Source organism: Bacillus sp. V2I10 (assembly GCF_030817055.1).
Lineage (GTDB): Bacteria > Bacillota > Bacilli > Bacillales > Bacillaceae > Bacillus_P.
This window is the reverse complement of record NZ_JAUSYV010000001.1, coordinates 2,245,587-2,261,475: the sequence shown is the minus strand read 5'-3', so window position 1 is coordinate 2,261,475 and position 15,889 is coordinate 2,245,587. Positions and strand designations below refer to the sequence as shown.

At 38.8% G+C, this 15,889-nt stretch carries 20 protein-coding genes and 1 pseudogene; 7 read left to right on the top strand and 14 right to left on the bottom strand.

Annotated elements, in window-relative coordinates:
• Positions 1-28: 28 nt before the first annotated feature.
• Positions 29-1,009, top strand: a complete 981-nt coding sequence (locus QFZ72_RS11625; protein ID WP_307433352.1) for an HD domain-containing protein — start codon at positions 29-31, stop codon at positions 1,007-1,009.
• A 171-nt stretch (positions 1,010-1,180) separates the two neighbouring features.
• On the opposite strand, the gene QFZ72_RS11620 is transcribed toward QFZ72_RS11625, so the two are convergent.
• The 4 genes from QFZ72_RS11620 to QFZ72_RS11605 all read right to left on the bottom strand — a co-directional run bounded on the left by QFZ72_RS11620 (position 1,181) and on the right by QFZ72_RS11605 (position 4,252).
• Entirely contained in the window at positions 1,181-1,801 is a 621-nt protein-coding gene (locus QFZ72_RS11620; RefSeq protein WP_307433349.1) for a hypothetical protein, read from the bottom strand.
• A gap of 79 nt (positions 1,802-1,880) precedes the next feature.
• Positions 1,881-2,690: an alpha/beta fold hydrolase gene (locus QFZ72_RS11615; RefSeq protein ID WP_307433346.1), complete on the bottom strand. Its 810-nt coding sequence runs from the start codon at positions 2,688-2,690 to the stop codon at positions 1,881-1,883.
• A 50-nt stretch (positions 2,691-2,740) separates the two neighbouring features.
• Positions 2,741-3,427, bottom strand: coding sequence for a hypothetical protein (locus QFZ72_RS11610; protein ID WP_307433343.1), 687 nt, complete (start codon positions 3,425-3,427; stop codon positions 2,741-2,743).
• Between the two features lie 27 nt (positions 3,428-3,454).
• Complete coding sequence (locus QFZ72_RS11605) at positions 3,455-4,252, bottom strand: toll/interleukin-1 receptor domain-containing protein (RefSeq protein WP_307433341.1); 798 nt, start codon at positions 4,250-4,252, stop codon at positions 3,455-3,457.
• Positions 4,253-4,529: 277 nt separating this feature from the next.
• On the opposite strand from QFZ72_RS11605, the gene QFZ72_RS11600 reads away from it, so the two are divergent.
• A complete protein-coding gene (locus QFZ72_RS11600; RefSeq protein WP_307433338.1) occupies positions 4,530-4,670 on the top strand; it encodes a hypothetical protein in 141 nt (46 codons plus the stop codon).
• 880 nt (positions 4,671-5,550) lie between these two features.
• Here the strand turns inward: QFZ72_RS11600 and QFZ72_RS11595 are convergent.
• The 4 genes from QFZ72_RS11595 to QFZ72_RS11580 all read right to left on the bottom strand — a co-directional run bounded on the left by QFZ72_RS11595 (position 5,551) and on the right by QFZ72_RS11580 (position 7,471).
• Positions 5,551-5,751, bottom strand: a complete 201-nt coding sequence (locus QFZ72_RS11595) for a cold-shock protein (RefSeq protein WP_070877768.1) — start codon at positions 5,749-5,751, stop codon at positions 5,551-5,553.
• A 318-nt stretch (positions 5,752-6,069) separates the two neighbouring features.
• Positions 6,070-6,201 carry a YjcZ family sporulation protein gene (locus QFZ72_RS11590; RefSeq protein ID WP_307433329.1) on the bottom strand — a complete coding sequence of 44 codons (132 nt, stop codon included), beginning with the start codon at positions 6,199-6,201 and terminating at the stop codon, positions 6,070-6,072.
• 108 nt (positions 6,202-6,309) lie between these two features.
• Positions 6,310-7,080: a GNAT family N-acetyltransferase gene (locus QFZ72_RS11585; protein ID WP_307433326.1), complete on the bottom strand. Its 771-nt coding sequence runs from the start codon at positions 7,078-7,080 to the stop codon at positions 6,310-6,312.
• Positions 7,081-7,084: 4 nt separating this feature from the next.
• On the bottom strand, positions 7,085-7,471 hold the full coding sequence (locus QFZ72_RS11580; protein WP_307433323.1) for a VOC family protein: 387 nt from the start codon (positions 7,469-7,471) through the stop codon (positions 7,085-7,087).
• 112 nt (positions 7,472-7,583) lie between these two features.
• Between QFZ72_RS11580 and QFZ72_RS11575 the strand changes: the two genes are divergently transcribed.
• A complete protein-coding gene (locus QFZ72_RS11575) occupies positions 7,584-7,877 on the top strand; it encodes a hypothetical protein (RefSeq protein WP_307433319.1) in 294 nt (97 codons plus the stop codon).
• A 112-nt stretch (positions 7,878-7,989) separates the two neighbouring features.
• On the opposite strand, the gene msrB is transcribed toward QFZ72_RS11575, so the two are convergent.
• Both msrB and msrA read right to left on the bottom strand, forming a co-directional pair.
• Positions 7,990-8,400, bottom strand: coding sequence for a peptide-methionine (R)-S-oxide reductase MsrB (gene msrB / locus QFZ72_RS29455; RefSeq protein ID WP_373464684.1), 411 nt, complete (start codon positions 8,398-8,400; stop codon positions 7,990-7,992).
• 72 nt (positions 8,401-8,472) lie between these two features.
• Positions 8,473-8,937 (bottom strand): annotated as a pseudogene (gene msrA, locus QFZ72_RS29450) (peptide-methionine (S)-S-oxide reductase MsrA); the annotation flags it as partial.
• A 181-nt stretch (positions 8,938-9,118) separates the two neighbouring features.
• Here msrA and QFZ72_RS11565 point away from each other — a divergent pair.
• Positions 9,119-9,544, top strand: a complete 426-nt coding sequence (locus tag QFZ72_RS11565; protein WP_307433312.1) for a MarR family winged helix-turn-helix transcriptional regulator — start codon at positions 9,119-9,121, stop codon at positions 9,542-9,544.
• Positions 9,545-9,622: 78 nt separating this feature from the next.
• Positions 9,623-9,871 (top strand): DNA alkylation repair protein, encoded by a 249-nt coding sequence (locus tag QFZ72_RS11560; protein ID WP_307433309.1) that lies wholly within the window; start codon positions 9,623-9,625, stop codon positions 9,869-9,871.
• An 892-nt stretch (positions 9,872-10,763) separates the two neighbouring features.
• Here the strand turns inward: QFZ72_RS11560 and QFZ72_RS11555 are convergent.
• Entirely contained in the window at positions 10,764-11,564 is an 801-nt protein-coding gene (locus tag QFZ72_RS11555; protein ID WP_307433307.1) for an alpha/beta fold hydrolase, read from the bottom strand.
• A gap of 149 nt (positions 11,565-11,713) precedes the next feature.
• Here QFZ72_RS11555 and QFZ72_RS11550 point away from each other — a divergent pair, with 149 nt between their 5' ends.
• Positions 11,714-12,475, top strand: coding sequence for a DUF4397 domain-containing protein (locus QFZ72_RS11550; RefSeq protein WP_307433305.1), 762 nt, complete (start codon positions 11,714-11,716; stop codon positions 12,473-12,475).
• A gap of 169 nt (positions 12,476-12,644) precedes the next feature.
• The gene (locus QFZ72_RS11545) at positions 12,645-12,899 is read left to right on the top strand and encodes a hypothetical protein (protein WP_307433302.1); all 255 of its coding nucleotides are present in this window, start codon (positions 12,645-12,647) and stop codon (positions 12,897-12,899) included.
• A gap of 48 nt (positions 12,900-12,947) precedes the next feature.
• Here QFZ72_RS11545 and ypmT read toward each other — a convergent pair whose 3' ends face one another.
• The 3 genes from ypmT to QFZ72_RS11530 are packed head-to-tail and all read right to left on the bottom strand — an operon-like array spanning position 12,948 to position 15,483.
• Entirely contained in the window at positions 12,948-13,145 is a 198-nt protein-coding gene (gene ypmT / locus QFZ72_RS11540; RefSeq protein ID WP_307433299.1) for a protein YpmT, read from the bottom strand.
• Positions 13,146-13,158: 13 nt separating this feature from the next.
• Positions 13,159-14,274 (bottom strand): S1C family serine protease, encoded by a 1,116-nt coding sequence (locus QFZ72_RS11535; RefSeq protein ID WP_307433296.1) that lies wholly within the window; start codon positions 14,272-14,274, stop codon positions 13,159-13,161.
• Positions 14,275-14,334: 60 nt separating this feature from the next.
• Entirely contained in the window at positions 14,335-15,483 is a 1,149-nt protein-coding gene (locus QFZ72_RS11530) for an FxLYD domain-containing protein (protein WP_307433294.1), read from the bottom strand.
• Positions 15,484-15,889 lie beyond the last annotated feature (406 nt).

Genomic DNA, 15,889 nt, shown 5'->3' with positions numbered 1-15,889 from the left:
CTATTAGCGAAGCAAAGGAGCTGATATCATGATCATTACTGACAGAATTTATGGAGAGTTTCAAGTAGATGTCATTCTGGAAGATATAATAAATAGTAAACCGATGCAAAGGTTAAAAGGCATTCATCAGGGCGGTGCAAGCTACCTGGTAAATCCAAAGTGGAACGTGACCCGATACGAACATTCCATAGGTGTCATGCTTTTAATTAAAAAACTTGGCGGCTCTTTGGAAGAACAAATTGCAGGTCTGCTTCACGATATTTCTCACACGGTTTTTTCACATGTTATAGATTTCGTTAATGAAAATGATGAAGAAGATTACCACGAAAAAATAGTTAAAACTGTTATTGAGGGATCTGACATACCATATATTCTCAATAAATACGGCTATGATTATAAAGAAATCGTCCTCGATGATTCAGCATGGACTATTCTTGAACAGAAAGCTCCAAACTTATGTGCAGACCGTGTAGATTATACGCTTCGTGACATGAGCGCGTATGGTCAAATCTCACAACTGGATATAAGTCTGTTTCTTGAGAATTTATCTATAAAAGACGGAAAAATGATTCTTCATAACATTGAAGCAGCAGAATGGTTTACAGAAACCTATTACAAAGAAGTCATTGATTTTTTTATGCATCCATTAAATATCTATGGTTATGATCTTTTAGCAAAAGCATTAAAGATCGCCATCATGAAACAGGTCATAAACCTTGACGATCTGCTTAGGACAGACGATGAGGTAATGGATATTCTTCGCTCTTCTGGGGATCAAGAAATCGTGTCTATCATTAGAAAAATTCACCCAGGGGTGATTGTTAAAGAAGATTCCTGCTCCTGGGATTTACATCGTAAAACAAAAATAAGGATCATTGATCCAGCAGTGCTGCATGAGAGCACCCTTTCAAAATCATCAGTCCTATCACAAAATGTCAGAGCAATTGGGGAAAAAATCTTAAAAAAAGCAGCGGAAGGATCGTTTGTCAGAATTGTATCGGATGAATAAAGGGAATCAGATAGTTCATAGGCATTTTCCGAAAGTTAGATCTCAAGTTTAAGATAATTAAAAAGTGATTTCAGATAGGCGGAACATGATTTCAGCTAGTTTGATAGCCGCCGCAAATCCTTTTCAGCTTAAAAAATGGAACAAAAAAACACCAATCCCATGATTGATGCACTAAGAAGCAAAAAAAGTTTCGTTATTCTTATAAATCAAGTATCGCTGCAAGCCCCGTGTTTGTTCAAAAGCATTTTCCGCATGTTTTTTAGCTGAAGTTTTGTTTCCTTGTTTATGAGAAATTTCAGAAAGGACGCTTTCTTTCATCCAGCCTTTAGGCAGCTGCTCTGCCAGTCTTTTCGCCCCTTCATATTGTCTGGATTCAGCTGCGATTAAGGCCTCATAATAGGTTCTGTAAACAGGCGGTTTGATAGAAACGGCATGTTTTTTAGCTTCGGTTATATCTTTTCGGTAGAGTGCAAATGTTGTATTCATTAGTGCCTGCCGGTGAGAGTTTTTGTATTTGGCATTAAATTTAGCCAGTGCTGCTTCTGCCTCATCGTCCAAGTTATTGGCAATAGCATAATAAAAATGATACATCGGGTTTTTCTGATGCTTCAGGATGAATTTTTCTGATTTATGAACATCCTTTGAAAACAGAATCGGACTGATTTGAACATACATATACCAGCTCATTGAGATGATCAGCAGTAATGCAATCAAATAGAATGGAGCCTGTATAAATCCGAGCAGAAAGCATAACAAAAAAACAAATGAATAGAATAGTACGTGCTGTTTCAAAAATGGTGCCCCCTCTTTATGTACTCTAACCTTATGATACTTACTAAAGAGGAAGGAATCAATGTGCAAAATGCAGCTCCTATTCTAAAAACCTTACAAGCTCTCGATTGAATTTCTCAAGCTCGTCATAAAACAGACCGTGTCCGCTGTACTTAAAGGGAATAATTTCTGAATCTTTTATCCCCTCATTCATAAGCTTCGCAAAAATAAACGGACATATCAGGTCTTTCATTCCGTGGAAAATAGCTGTGGTTACGTTAATTTTCCCTAAATCCAAACGGAGATCCTCATCCCGGAGCGATACAGCAGTCAGAGCTGTGCCATGGCCAGAACCTTCAAGACCAAGATTCTGGAACCAGTTTTTAAAGCTGTCGGTAAGATATTTTGAAAAGAAAATTTGACCAAAACCAGCTAGCATTTCCGGACGGTCCTTAAAGGTTTGGTCTATCAATTTGTTTACCTCTGATTTCGAAATGCCGTAAGGATAATCAGGCCGCTTTGTGAATGACGGCGCAGCTGCCCCAAATAGGGCAAGCTTTGAAACTTGGTGTTCTCCATGTCTGGCCATATAGCGAATCGCAATCGCCCCGCCCATTGAAAAGCCGGCTAATGTGATTTCTTTAAGCTGAAGGGAATCTATCACGGCCCGGACATCATCTGCGAGTCTGTCATAGGAATAGCCGGTCCACGGCCTGTCTGATTTCCCAAAACCCCGAATATCCATTGCAATGCACCTGAATCCAAGACGCGGCAGCTGGTTCATCTGATACTCAAACATTTTATGATTAACGGGCCAGCCATGAATAAAAAAGATGACACGGCCTTCTTTTGGGCCAAGGTCCTCTACAAATAAATTGACATCTTCCTCTGCTTTTATATAATACCCCACGTTTTAATCCCCCTAAAAACCTTTTCTCACCTTATAAAATGAACTGCTTCCTATGAGAAAAAGCCTTTTTCCTTATTCTTTTTCAGGGCAATATGGCTTGGATAATTTTGCTCTGTCATCGATATCCACTCAGACACTTCCTTCAGCATACCCTGCACTTGCTCCCGTGTTAATCCTTCCTCAGCAGCCCTGTACCAAATATCCTCCATAATCGAGCTTAAATTCCTGGGATAGGAAACATGATCATGACGGAGAACATAGCTTAATATTGGTTCAGCATCCCGCCCTCCCTGCTCACTTTGAGACATGTGCTTGATGAGCCAGCCTTCTTCGTTGCGAAGCAAAGTGTACCGGTCATGCTCCCCCCATTTCCGTGTAAAAACATCCAGATAAAAGGTCTCTCCAAGGGTGTGGTCAACCGGTTCATCATTTGCATGTGTATCGTCCAAATAATTCAAGAGCTCTTCTACTGGGCGAATATGGTGATAGAATTCCGGGTGCTCAGGCTTCATTCCACGCAGACGGAGGGTTTCACGCTGAAGCTTCGGTTTTGGATCGAGCGTCATATGCAATTTGTGAGCTGCTTTCCCCATTTCTGTATACACTTTTTCAATTTTTTCGTAAGACTGTTTTTGCCGTTCTTCTCTAGTTAAATTAAGAAAATGCACAATGACATCCAGTTTCTCTTCTATTAGCTTTCTTATTTTTTTCTGCTCAGGACTTAGTTTAACTTTCATCGCCATACCTCCAATCAAATCAAGACCTTACCAGACATCCCTGCTGAATTTTAAATCTATTTTTTCACTTTGATGCAAATAAGGTTCATATTTTGAATCTCCGATTTTTACTGATAGAAAAACAATTTTATTTTCCAGGCTGTACAACTTAATATCTGCCGGGTTGAGCGTATAGTTAAAAGAAGCCCCATTTTCATCTTCTACCTCTATTTTCAATACATCCAGATGAATATCATGCTCCTCAGGGTTCTTCAGACGCAGCCTTATCTGGAGGCAAAGACTGTCTTTAGGATCGATCCGAATTCCCTCTAAACTGCAGGTGATCAATTTACTGTCTCTTTTTTCATCATCTGCAAGTTGATTAACGTTGCGAATCGCCTGCTCACATATTTTCACCAGAAATGTACCGGGAGGCTTCTCAAGCTTAAAAACTTCTCTCGCATTCTCAAGAAATTCATACAGCCGGTCCAAGTCATTCAGTTTGAACGAAATCTGATTTGGATTTATGGCTCCTTTCATTTCCTTATAATCAAAAGCCGGCGTTAATATGGCCGTGTATTTTTTATTCAAAATCCAGCAGGCGCCCATTTCGTTCAAGCATGCAGGACTTCTGTAGTAATGTTCAGACAGCACATAAATGACCCATGAATTACCGCTTAGTTTTTTGTGAAGATAATCATATATATCCTCATCATTTGGAATGTGATAACCAGGATACGAACTGCATACAATATTCGGGACCTTTAGCATCGTCAGTAAATTAACCAATTCCCGCACGTATACTTCATCACGGTGAGCATGACTAATAAATATAGTATCGATCAAAAGCAGGGTCTCCTCCCCTCATATAAATCCTTCTGCGGCTTTGTGCAGTCACTTGAAATTATATTCGCTCTAGTAGAGAGATATGAACGATTGCATGAGAATCCTCAGGTGAAAATAGCGTTCTTCAATGAGAAGAACGCTAGGGGAACTAATAGATTTCAACTAAAACCGACTATCGGTTTGTTTTTTAGATCATATATGACATCGTTCTACAATTTAATTCTCAGGGAAATCTCTTAAAGAGCCTTCGTATTGACCTTCCCATGAGGCTCTCTCATTGGATGTCAATACATTCGGCCTTCCGAATACAGTTCTTAAACTTGGCAGCAGAGGCAGTGAAGTTTTAAAACTGCAGCAAGGCTTAAATGAAATTGGTTCAGGCCTTATGGAGGATGGTGTGTATGCAGCGCTTCCCTGATTTAGCTGATGATGGGAATTTACGGACCTAAAACAAGAAGCACGCTTGAGAAGGTATTGAACGACTAATTAGGTTTCTCCCGCAAAAAGATCAGTGGATAACTGTTAAAGATCAAGCTATTACAGAAATGGCCATAATATGTTCGATTATTTTCTTTCTGACGGATGAAGGGTTGAGGGTAATAGACAAACAAGTGTTTCAGCCTTGTTTTAAAGATTGGGCATAAAGATTGTGGAATTATAAAGGTGCGCTGCTTATTGCTTGCGCACCATTTTTTATTTTATTTTTAAATTATTCTCCATCAATTCAGCTATTTTTATTTCAGCCAGAATTTTGCAGGTAAAGTCTTTGTTCGTTTCTTTCATCTGAAATCCTTCTTTTTAAGCTGAAGTCTACTGCATTTTCTTGCATAGCGGGACAGCGGAGAGATCTTAGGCAGCAATGGCCTGTCATTTAATCAATATCACTCTCTTCAGCTGCATTCGGTTTTGATCATTTAGCCAAATTTATAAATTTTATAGTCAAAATCAGAAATGTTCTAGCCAATTTCCCCTTTTATCTAGCCGAATTCGGCATTTATTTAGCCGGCCGCTATTTCCTAATAGCCAGAAATTATATTTTTTAACCGATGTTCATTTTTACTAGCTAAAATACATATTTGTTAGCTGAAACCTTAAGTTTATCAGCAGTAACTTCTTCTAAAAAAAATTCAATGCAGCTGCATCCCTGTTTTAAAACCTCTTTTTGGAAAGGCCTGGATCTTCTCATATAGCAAAAAAACTTCCTTTTTAGCCAAGCTTTCAATCTAAGCCGGTTCGATTTTAGCAAAAAGCACAAAAAAACAGCCCTGAAATAAGGGCTGCCCGGACGTTTATATGGATTATGCTTTGCGAACGTTAGTTGCTTGAAGTCCACGTTGACCTTGCTCAGTTTCAAATGTAACTGATTGGCCTTCTTCTAATGTTTTGTAGCCTTCGCCTTGAATAGCTGAGAAATGAACGAATACGTCTTCTCCACCTTCAACTTCGATGAATCCAAAACCTTTTTCTGAGTTAAACCATTTTACTTTACCTTGTTCCATGTTATGTTGCCTCCTAGTGTGTAAACACACAATGTATTACTATTCTTGTTCATGTTCAGTTCAATCAAGACGTATGCTTTTTGAAACTTGTACTGCGAACAAAAATAATTCTCCTTCATCATAACAGTTCGACAAGTGAATAGCAATTTTATTTCAAATTTTTCCTATTAAAACACAAAATGAGGAATTAATTCCTATATTTATTCATTTCATTTCATAATTTTGCACTTCTATTATACCAATACAGGATCAGCATTTCATCCTGCACTTTTTTTACATAACGAAAAAAGCCCCGTATGAGAGGCTTTTTTCTTTCAACTAGCAAATATAAGCTGAACCCACAATAATTAACAAAATAAACAAGACAACAATCAATACAAAGCTGCTTCCATACCCGCCGCATTGAACAGGGTAAGAAGGATAAGAACATCCGCAGTCATAACCGTGCATAAACAAACACCTCTTCATTTTTGATTTTCTTTACAGTGTTACTTTATGAGATAGGTGGTTGTCCCGTATGTGCATTCGCCCATTTACGCAAAAAAGAAAAAATAACCATTAAAGCAAATTTTTAAAAATATTCTCCTGCTCTAGCACTTTTACGAATCCAAGCTTTTCATAAAAAGCTCTGGATGCTGCTTCATTGACCGTTATAAGGTAAGCGCATGCAGCTCCGAGTCGCTTTGACTCATTTAAAAGACATTTCATAAAAGATGAGCCATATCCCCTCCGCTGATATTCATCCAATATCGCTACCTCTTCAATTTTTGCAATGTTTGTGACAGGGGAAATGTAAAGCTCCGCGCTGCCGATCGGCACTCCATTTTCATAACAAACGTAAAGTCGTATTTCTTTTGAAAGATAAAAAGGTTTTTTCCGCTTCATTTTATTTTTTGCGAATGACGCGCTAATATGTCTGGCATCATAAAGCTCCATGGCATGACATGCATCATGAAGGGCATCACCCTCACCAAGCTTTGTTATGACTTTGGTGCAGGTTTCCAGATGTTTCAAATCATGATAATAATATAAGTCAAGATCGCAAAAGTAGTCTTCAGATGTTAAATAGGACAGCATTTTTTTATCTACCCTTGCATTAAGAGGGAGCTTTACATGTATGAAACTGCGATTTAATGCCTGCCTGGATGACGAGAGCACTTCTCTTAATAGGATGGGGTGATAAGGAGTCGTCATTTTAGCAAAATGATGACTGTACATCCCTTTTAGCGCATCATCCTTGAATGCTTTATAAAGCGCAGTTTCCGTCACGCGGCAAAATAAATGCAGATACTCTTCTTCCGCTGTATCCAGCTCTTTGGAAAAATTCATCATCCTAGCCATTCATCGGTTCGAAATACTCAATCCACTCACCATCTGGACCTTTAAAAAAGAGATATTTCGCTCCATTTGGCAATGTTGTGATTTCGTCATAAATAAATTTGGCACCAAGGCTGCGCAGTCTTTCCTCTTCGGATTCGATATTGCTTACCTTAAAAGCAACATGATGCACTTTTCCTTCTGCAGGAAGATTTGAATTGTACCCTTCTATCAATTCGACGATTATGGAATTATTTATACCTAAAAAAGCAAGCTTCATATTCCCGTCAGTATGTAAAAATCGATCCATCAGTTCTAATCCTGCGACAGATTGATAAAACTCAATTGATTTCTCTATATCCGCTACTTGTATCCCAACATGTTCAAACCCTTTAATTGTCATAGCGCTATCCTCCTCTTGCATTTGTTTATAAGATTATATCAAATTCCTATGATTCTATCAGAAAAGGTTGATTTTTCCGAAAAAAAACTACATCACATTCAGTGCATTAAATATGTATACATTTTTTTCTTACCCTGTGATTGCAGTGGGTCTAGCTGGCGGCGAGCCTGCATTGTTTTTGCCCGCATATGGACTATTTTCAGTTGGAACAATGTGGATTTTTATCCTTACGTATAAATATTTCTTGCATTACATCACAGCTAATATCATTATGGATGCTTTTCTTTGCTTCATTGGACTGTCCCTTCTTACGAGACTTGGAATTGCAACGTTTAAAATTGGATTTTGGCTGTATTTTCTTATTGTCTTTACCATTTCTTTCATCATTTATAGTTACCAAAAATAACAGGAGAGTATTTTTACTGGAAATAGCTTTTATAATCAGTAACATTTTCCTCAATCCGCCAAATTGCACTCCAATTAAAAAAGGACAGCCCGCAGGCTGTCCTCTTACATTTCTATTGAAATAGCACCAAATATTTTCCGTATCCCTCTTTTTCAAGATCTTCTTTAGGAACAAATCGGAGTGCTGCCGAGTTAATGCAGTATCTGAGGCCGTTTGGACCTGGTCCGTCATTAAACACATGACCGAGATGGGAATCGGCTGATTTGCTTCTGACCTCTGTACGGATCATGAAATGAGAAAAATCTTTTTTCTCTACAACTTCATGATCGGTAATTGGCTTGGTGAAGCTTGGCCAGCCGCATCCTGCATCGTATTTATCTGTTGAGCTGAAAAGCGGTTTACCTGAAACGATATCCACGTAAATACCGTCTTGTTCATGATCGTAATACTCATTTTGAAATGGACGCTCCGTACCATTGTTTTGAGTGACTTCATACTGAATAGGCGTTAGTTTTTCTTTCAGATTGCTTTTGTCCCAATGGTCTTTTATATATGCATCGCGGCCTGAGCCTTTGCGGTACTGATTATATCTTAGAGGACTTTTTTGATAGTATTGCTGGTGGTAGTCTTCTGCTTCGTAAAACGGTTTGGCCGGCAAAATCTCTGTAACAATCGGCTTTTTAAAGCGTCCGCTTTCTTCAAGCTGCATCTTTGATTCTTCCGCAAGCTGCTGCTGCTTTTCATTATGAAAGAAGATGGCTGTGCGGTAGGAATCTCCTCGGTCATAAAATTGACCGCCAGCATCCGTCGGATCAATTTGCTGCCAGTAAAGTTCAAGCAATCTCTCGTACGGAAAAATATCAGGATTGAATGCAATTTGCACGGCTTCATAATGACCGGTTGTCTCACTGCAGACTTCTTCATACGTTGGATTTTCTTTATGTCCGCCAGTATAGCCTGAAGTTACACTGATTATGCCAGGCAGTTCATCAAACGGCTGAACCATGCACCAGAAGCAGCCACCAGCAAATGTGGCAAGCTCTGTTTTTTTCTCAGTCATCTTATTTCCTCCTCCTCGAGTGAATCTATGTTCCAATTATATCATTTCCAGCTTTAAATCCCAGAATTCTGCTCTCTTCCTCCGTTCTTCTTGACAATCTATGTTTGTTTCATTACATTTAATGAATATTTATGTAGATGAACGATGCCGTTCTCTATTGTTCTGCCCGGGAGGTTTGGAAGTGGAAAATCGTGAACAAATGATGTATGAAATGGAATCCCTAATGAGGAATATCGTTCGGCAGCTCAGAAATGAAATTAACCATGTGCTTAGCAACGTATTGTCGCGAAACGAATTTATTGTTCTGAAGAGCTTAAAAGATAACGGCCCGTTAAATTCAAGCGTATTGGCTAAAGAGCTGGATGTTTCGGCAAGCCATATTACAACCGTAACGGATTCTCTGATTGCCAAAGAGCTGATTACAAGAAAAAGGTCTCCAAACGACCGCCGCATCACCGTCATTGAACTCTCTGAACAGGGACATCTTGTATTAGCAGAATTTGAAAACAAGAAAACCGAATTTTTTTCAAAGCGCTTTCAGTGCTATACAGATGAAGAGCTTTATCAGCTGATTCAGCTTTTCGGAAAACTCGACCGCTCCAAATAGAGTTCAGTAATCTCGGACAAATACATAATCTTCCCTTGTAATGGAAAAAATACCACCATAACAAGAGGAGGTTTCAATATGACTGCACCTTATCTGTGTCCGAACTGCAAAACGAATCGAACAAGGTTTAATTTAATTGAACAGACGGCAAAGTCCGTTAAGCTTGATCCTCAAACCGGAAGCGTTGTTCAGGAATTTTCTCAAGAAGCACTCGATCCTTTTCATCTAGCCTATAAAGGCCCGCATTACAAAGTTCAATGCGGCGTGTGCGGATTGATTGAGGATGAACTCACGTTTGTGAAGCTTGCTCAATTGAATCAGAATTAAAAAAACGCTTAGGTTCATTTGGATGAGAAAATCCATATAATTAAACATTAGAAAACGCTTAGTGATTCTTTCTAGGCGTTTTTTTGTGTTATTATCTTTTTTCTTGAGAAATAACAAACACAACTGCAATCATAGAGGCAGTTTGAGTCCTCAAACTGGACTACTCCCGGTTTTTTGGGACTCATAGAGCGCGGTTGAGTACTCTAACTGGACTACCCCCGAGTTTTGAGAACTCATAGAGCGCGGTTGAGTACTCTAACTGGACTACCCCCGAGTTTTGAGAACTCATAGGGCACGATTGAGTTCCCTAACTGAACTAATTCGAGATTTTGAGAACTCATAGTGCGCGGTTGAGTACTCTAACTGGATTACTCCTGAGTTTTGAGAACTCATAGGGCACGGTTGAGTACTCTAACTGGATTACTCCTGAGTTTTGAGAACTCATAGGGCACGGTTGAGTACTCTAACTGGATTACTCCTGAGTTTTGAGAACTCATAGGGCACGATTGAGTACTCTAGCTGAACTACATCGGGATTTTGAGAACTCATAGATTGCGGTTGAGTACTCTAACTGAACTAATTCGGGATTTTGAGAACTCATAGAGCGCGGTTGAGCCCTCATACAGTCTTTCTCCCGAGTTTTGGGAACTCATAGAGCGCGGTTGAGTACTCAATCAGGCTAACTCCCGGGTTTTAGGACTCATACAAAGCAGATGGTTCTTAAAAATAGGATTACTAAATGGTTTTGGATACTCATAAAGTCCAGCCAGTACCCCAAATCTGTCTTACGGCTAATCCATAAAACAGCCCAACCCCATTTGAGCATCAAGTCATTAAAACAAAAATAAAAAATGGTTACTAAATTGAACATCAATTTAGTAACCATTTCCATCTATATTTTGCCGTTTTTTTCAAGGAATTCAAAGATGATTTCCGTTAATTTTTCAGGCTCCTCAAGCATTCCCATATGTCCGCTGTTTTCAAGCAGGCGTTCAGTTATATGAGTTCCCTTATGTAAAAACGTTTTTTCCTTAGGAATAATTTGATCTTCTCTGCCTGCTATAAGCAGAATGGGCAGTTTTTCTTTTTTCAAAACCTCCTGGAGGTCAGCCCTGTTTTTCATAGCATCTAATGCACCTATAGCCCCGTACTGAGAGGTTTTAAAACCGATTTGTTTTGCTGACTCCACTTCACCCTTTAATCTCTCCAAATTTCCTGGAGCAAAAAGCTTTGGAATTAAGTCTTCAACAAATCTTTCTATCCCCTCTTCCTCAATCCGTTTCATTCCCTTTTCACGATTAGCTTTTCCGCCTTCATCATCAGGAAGTGCTGTTGAATGCAGAAGCGAAAATGAGTGAAGCATTTCTTGGAACCGGTTTGCAAATGCAAGCGTTACATATCCTCCCAGAGAGTGGCCGATCATGGTCACTTTGTCAATTTCGAGAACTTGAATCAATTTAGCAATATCGTCTGCCATGTGTTCAATCCTGTAATCACCTTTAGCCGTACTTGAATGGCCATGTCCTCTTAAGTCAACAGCAATAACGCGATGCTTTTTTGACAGTTCTGGAATGATTTTTTTAAAGTATTCGCGGCTGCCGCAAAACCCGTGCAGCAGAATAATACAATGTCCGGCTCCATCATCTGAGTAAGACAGTGTGACTTCTCCAACGTTTTGATCATAATGCTCCATTTTAAATTCCTCCAGATTTAGACGTCAAGTGTAACCTACCCTACTTGCTGCAAACTAAAACATGGTTTAGTGGAATAAATAAAATTAGTGACATTCACCTATCTCCCTTCATATGTTAATGACGAATGAATAGATGGGAGTGCGCTAAAATGAATGGGAAGAATAAATATGCCGAAAAAGCCATGATGTACGATATGCTTGCCCAATTTTACAAGTACAGCGATCCTCAGAAGCATGTCATGTATTATCAAAAACATTTAAATGAGATGCAAAAATGGATTTATAGCATGCACTATCAGGCAGCACGTTTGCCGCAGGCTCAATTGGAGCCCGGAATGTCAAGAGTCAGAGTGATTCATGCATCGCCAGACGCTCCAGCTGTAGATATTTACATTAACGGGAAACTGACTCTGCAAAATGTAAAATACAAAGAAATTAGTGACTATCTCGAATTTCCAGCAGGACAGTACAGGGTAGATCTATATGCTGCCGGAACAACAAACCGTCCTGTTCTGACAGACATGTATATGCTTCTGCCGGGAATCACTTACACAATTGCGGCAGCAGGAAATCTATCTGCACTCAGGCTGATTCCATTTGTTGACAGAACGTTCGTGCCGGCAGGAGAATCAAGTGTTAAGTTCGTCCACTTATCTCCCGATGCTCCTGCTGTTGACATTTCAGTTAAAAATGGAGACATCCTTTTTAAAAATGTTCCATTTCTCGAAGCTACCAAAAACATTAAAGTAGCTCCAGGAAGAGTAGATTTGGAAGTTCGTATTGCCGGAACGGACAATGTCGTCCTGACTGTTCCTAAAGTTCAATTTAAAGCAGATACAGCCTATACAATTTTTGCTGTTGGATTTGCAAATGGTACACCACAGCTAGAAGTTATAGTCACTATTGGATAAAAAATCTTTTTTTTAACAAATTGTAAAATTAATAAGCGAATGTAAAAAGCATGTTCAGTTTTCGTAAAAATGACATTTTTCCTTCAAAAATCGATTATGATGAGTTTGACCAGCAGACATGCAGGTTAAAAAATCTCATTCAGATAGGTTACAAGGGAGGAAAAAGAAAATGAAGAAAGATATGCTATTAAAAGTTGGGGCTTCTTTATTGGCAATCTCATTAATGACTGCTTGTAACGACACAGAAACGGACGCACCTGAAGAAGACAACATGGAAGAAACAGAAGGTACAGAAGAAGAAACTACTACTGAAGAGGGTACTGAAGAAGAAACTACTGAAGAAGCACCTGAAGAAGGAACTGAAGAAGTACCTGAAGAAGGAACTGAAGAAGCACCTGAAGAAGGAACTGAAGAAGGCAAATAATAATTCGATAGACAAAAAGGAGGCATATCGCCTCCTCTTTGTAATGGATTAATTGTTTTTCCGTCTTTTCTTTTCATCTTTTAAATGAAGTGAATAAACGGCTGCACTCAGGAAAATTGCACAATATGAGACATTCATAAACACCTCATCCGTTTTTTCCTCTACATAGGCAAAATAAGCAATCCCTCCAAAATACATGGAAATGAATAAGCCTGCCACACTAAATAACATAAATACATCTTTCATTCACATCACCTCTTCATTTTTTCTTTTCTTCGATTATTCTGGCCTGTTCATTTTCATATGCCACTATATAAGAAGCTTTATATTTCTGCTCAGCTTTTTTGCCGTTTTGTTTGATCTCAGCGATTACGTCTGCATAAACATGAATCTTTTCACCTTTTTTCTCTGTATTGAGATGTTGAATTTTGATAGACAACAAATCGTTAAACTGCTTTTTAAAGGCTTCATATGACATTTCAGTCTGCAAACTGCTCCCTAATAATGAATAGGCCGTTACATAGTCGTGGAAGTCAATACTTTCTATGTAGTAGCTGATTAAATAATCAGCTGTTTCTAACTTTTTATTTTCACTTATTTCCTCTGAAACGTCAAGACCCAGATCTGTTGGAAGTGATTTCATCGGGTTTTGTGACCAGCTTTCTGCAAGTGGAAGTATATCTTCAATAGGTATGCTGAATCCGATTTCTCCTTCTTCCATTCTGGCGGAATTCATTCCGATGACTTGTCCATCTTTTCGTTCCAAAAGGGGCCCCCCGCTGTTTCCTGGTGCAATAGGCGCAGAAATCTGATGAACTCCCGAATACTTGTAGGGAGGCAGATCAAAATCTCGATTTGTTCCGCTGATGATCCCTGTAGTAACAGTATTTTGCAAACCAAGCGGACTTCCAAGCGCTAGTATTTCCTGTCCAAGCTCTGCATCATGATGCTTTGATATCCGCACCGGCTCCTGATTCCTTAATCCTTCTACTCTCACTAACGCAACATCTGTTTCAGTGCTGATTCCAATCACTTTCCCGCCAAATCCTTTCGCATCGGTGGTTCTGACTTTAACATCTTTAACACCTGCTACGACATGCGCGTTTGTAATAATGTCTCCCATTTTATTATAAAGAAACCCTGAACCAACTGTTCCATCTGCAAGCTCCACCATGACAACCTTCTTTTGGGCTTCCCTGATAATTTCTTTTAATTCAAGTTCTGTCTCCTTCTGTTTTTCCTTGTTTTCAAGGAGGATTTCTGACTCAGCGAATACATTTTCTGCTGCAGAATACTGAATGCGGAAATAGCCAAAAACCCCTGCTGAAATAATTAGAATAGACAATGTGATGCTTATTATCCAGTTTTTTTTCATATTCCTGCCTTTCTTATCCTTTAATAAATACTTCACAAAGCTGATTGCAAAAAAAAACGATTAGTCTTGGTATAACATGATATTTTCAATAGTGAAAACAACATCATCATTTACGCCATATGTGATGTGTTCGAAGGCTGCGTCTTTTCCCGGTTTCAATTCATTCGGATAGACGTTTGTTTTGCCTCTTTCAATCTCTTTTCCATCTTTGTCAGAAACCGTGAATTGGACGGTTATAGAGTGAATGGCAGATTTAGAAGTATTTTTAATTTTTCCTGAGGTTTTTGCATCTCCGAATTCATCTACTGTCACTTTTGTTTCTAAAACCTTAACAGCTTCATCTTTTAAGCGTTTTTCCTCTTTTGCAGCTGTAACAGCTCTCTCTATCCTTTTTTGTTCAGCCTGTTCGAAAACCGTTTTTTCAGATAGGATTTTATCTTTTAAAGACAATAGCTTTTCATTGTCCCCATCATATTGCAATGCTTTATCCACTGTCACAATGGCTGAGTTGAATTGCTTTTGAGTTAAATCCTCCTCAGCATTCGATGAACCAATCATCACCATTTTAGATTTGATTTGTTCTTTCACTATGTCTGCTTCAGCTGCGTCAAGCACAGTGACCTCTTTAAGTTTTTCAGCTAACTGATCAATGGAATTCAGTTCATTTATTTGTTCTTTAATTTCTCCGACCGTCACATTCAAATCTGCTTTGGTGAGTTCAGACTGCAGGCGGCTGTAAAGTGGAGATTTATGTCCGCTGATGATCCTGGTTAATAAATCAATCTCTGTTGAGGCTTGTTCATAGTTGTTTTTTTGAATATGTTCTTTAATTTGTTCTAAATCCTGATTATATTCCTGAATCAGCATAATCAGCTCTTTTTCCTGTTTAAGCACATCATATCTACTTCTTAATTGGATGCCCTTTTCAGCATATTGAAGTGCTTTACTGTATTCTCCTGCTATAGCTGATTGCTCCGCTTTTTTTTGAAGCGTAACTACTTCTTCATTTTTTGCTGCTTCATGCTCGTATACAGCAAATAATAGACTTGAAACTAAAACAAAACTCGCAGCAGGAAGTATGTATAAAGAACGTTTGGATAAACGATAGAGTTTCCGTTCCCTGTCATTCATAAATAATTTTTTTCCGCAATGCGGACAGTAGTTTGAGAATTTTTCAATCTCTTTTTCTCCGCAATAATCACATTGCATTGAAGTTGCCTCCTCTGCTGGCAAGTCCTAATCGCCTAATTTCGACTAAATCTTTCATAAGTATACATGCTTCATTTTGATCCTACTACTATCATTTATTCTTATTAATCCACTGAAAACATGACTTAATTCCTATTCATCGAACTAAGGAATCTGTGAAAGGGTTTGCTTTTTAAAATGAAATTCCCATCATAAATAGCGTTCTTTCATTTTTACAGCATTAAATTCACTTGCTGGGAATCATTCGGTGACTTTTGAATGATTTTCATAAGAAAAGCGGAAGCGCCCGTTTAGCTCCGACAGACAGATAAGAATCCGGCAGAAAAGTCCGGGTTTGACTTTTTTGCCGGATTTGTTCTGGCCGAGGAGTTGGGCAATGGAGCTAGACACCAAGGCGCAAAATTAT